2 protein-coding genes are annotated in these 2,236 nt (G+C 75.2%); one reads left to right on the forward strand and one right to left on the reverse strand.

Annotation, left to right across the window (positions count from 1 at the left end; all coding sequences use genetic code 11):
• Positions 1 to 533: biotin--[acetyl-CoA-carboxylase] ligase (locus tag ABEB16_RS16290; protein ID WP_345713276.1), on the reverse strand; the 533-nt coding region annotated here is incomplete at its 3' end.
• An 86-nt stretch (positions 534 to 619) separates the two neighbouring features.
• Here ABEB16_RS16290 and ABEB16_RS16295 point away from each other — a divergent pair.
• Positions 620 to 2,236, forward strand: a 1,617-nt coding sequence (locus ABEB16_RS16295; protein WP_345713277.1) for an acyl-CoA carboxylase subunit beta, incomplete at its 3' end; no start/stop codon positions are given.

Below are 2,236 nucleotides of genomic sequence, written 5' to 3' on the forward strand. Positions count from 1 at the left end.
TTGAGGCCGCTGCCGAGCACGACCGACCCGTCGCCGCCGGCCTCCACGAGCACGCCGGCGACCTTGGCCTCCACCGTCCCCCCGCCCCCGGCCGGCACCGGGACGAGCACGTCGTTGGGCCACTTCAGCCGCGCGGGCAGCCCGGCCACCGCGACGAGGGCGTCGGCCAGCGCGAGGCCGGCGAGCAGCGGCAGCCAGGACCAGCGGGCCGCGGGCACCGCCGGGCGCAGCAGCACGGACACGGCCAGCCCCGATCGCGGCGGGGACACCCAGGTGCGGCCCATCCGGCCGCGCCCGGCGCTCTGGTGCTCGGCGACGAGCACGGCGCCGGCGGCCTCCCCCGCCCGGGCGCGGGCCAGCAGGTCCGCGTTCGTCGAGCCGGTCCGGGCCACGACCTCCACGCTGCGCCAGCCGCCCTCCTCCACCAGCGCCCGGTGCAGGGCGCGCTGGCGCAGCGGCGGTCGGTCCAGGTCGCTCCAGGCCGACGGCGCGGTCCCGTCGGGGTGGCCGGCGGCGTCGTCGCTGTGCGTCACGGGCCCACGCTACGCGCCGCCGCGCAGGGCAGTCCGGGCGGCGCGCGGGGCGGCCGCCACCGCCCGGACAAGTACAGTTCACCGTCGTGACGAGCACCCAGGACACCGGCGTCGACGCCCCCCGGGCGGGGGCACCGGACCCGCGCACCACCGCGGGCAAGCTCGCCGAGCTGCGCCGGCGCACCGCCGAGGCCGTGCACGCGGGCAGCGAGCGCGCGGTGGAGCGCCAGCACGCCAAGGGCAAGCTGACCGCCCGCGAGCGCATCGAGCTGCTCCTCGACGAGGGCTCGTTCGTGGAGCTGGACGCCCTGGTGCGGCACCGCTCCACGGCCTTCGGGATGGAGCGCGCCCGCCCCTACGGCGACGGCGTGGTCACCGGCCACGGCACGGTGGAGGGGCGCACCGTGGCGGTCTACGCGCAGGACTTCACCGTCCTGGGCGGCTCGCTCGGCGAGGTGCACGGCCAGAAGATCATCAAGGTGCAGGACTTCGCGATGCGGGTGGGCTGCCCGGTCGTCGGCATCAACGACTCCGGCGGGGCGCGCATCCAGGAGGGCGTCGTCTCCCTCGTGCAGTACGCCTCCATCTTCCGCCGCAACGTCGCGGCCTCGGGCGTGGTGCCGCAGGTCTCCCTCGTCATGGGTCCCTGCGCCGGCGGCGCGGTCTACTCCCCGGCCCTGACCGACGTGACGGTCATGGTGGACGGCACGTCGCACATGTTCGTCACCGGCCCCGACGTCATCAAGACGGTGACCGGGGAGGACGTCGGCTTCGAGGAGCTGGGCGGCGGGCGCACCCACAACGCCCGCAGCGGCGCCGCGCAGCACCTGGCGGTCGACGAGGAGGACGCGATCGCCTACGTGCGCGAGCTGCTGTCCTACCTGCCCAGCAACAACCTCACCGACCCGCCGGTGGTGCCGGGGGTGGAGGTGTCGCTGGAGCCGCTGCCGGAGGACCTCGAGCTCGACGCGCTCGTGCCCGACTCGGCGAACCAGCCGTACGACATGCACCGGGTCATCGCCCACGTGCTCGACGACGCGGAGTTCCTGGAGCTCGGCGAGCTGTTCGCGCCCAACGTCATCGTCGGCTTCGGCCGGGTGGAGGGGCGCAGCGTCGGGGTCGTGGCCAACCAGCCGCAGCAGCTGGCGGGCACGCTGGACATCGACGCCAGCGAGAAGGCGGCGCGGTTCGTGCGGATGTGCGACGCCTTCAACGTGCCGGTGCTGACGTTCGTCGACGTGCCGGGCTTCCTGCCGGGCACGGAGCAGGAGTGGGGCGGCATCATCCGCCGCGGCGCGAAGCTGCTGTACGCCTACGCCGAGGCGACGGTGCCGCTGGTGACGGTCATCACGCGCAAGGCCTACGGCGGGGCGTACATCGTCATGGGCTCCAAGGAGATGGGCGCCGACGTGTGCCTGGCCTGGCCCACGGCGCAGATCGCGGTGATGGGCGCGCAGGGCGCGGTCAACGTGCTGCACCGCAAGCGGCTCGTCGACGCCGGCGAGGCCGCCGACGCGGTGCGCGCCGACCTCGTCGAGGAGTACGAGGAGACGCTGGCCAACCCGTGGGTGGCGGCCGAGCGGGGCTACGTCGACGCCGTGGTCGAGCCGAGCGCGACCCGCGGGCACGTGGTGCGGGCGCTGCGGGCGCTGAGCACCAAGCGGGCGAGCCTGCCGCCGAAGAAGCACGGGAACATCCCGCTG

The sequence above is a fragment of the Kineococcus glutinatus genome, assembly GCF_039542765.1.
In the GTDB taxonomy this organism is placed as follows: domain Bacteria; phylum Actinomycetota; class Actinomycetes; order Actinomycetales; family Kineococcaceae; genus Kineococcus_A; species Kineococcus_A glutinatus.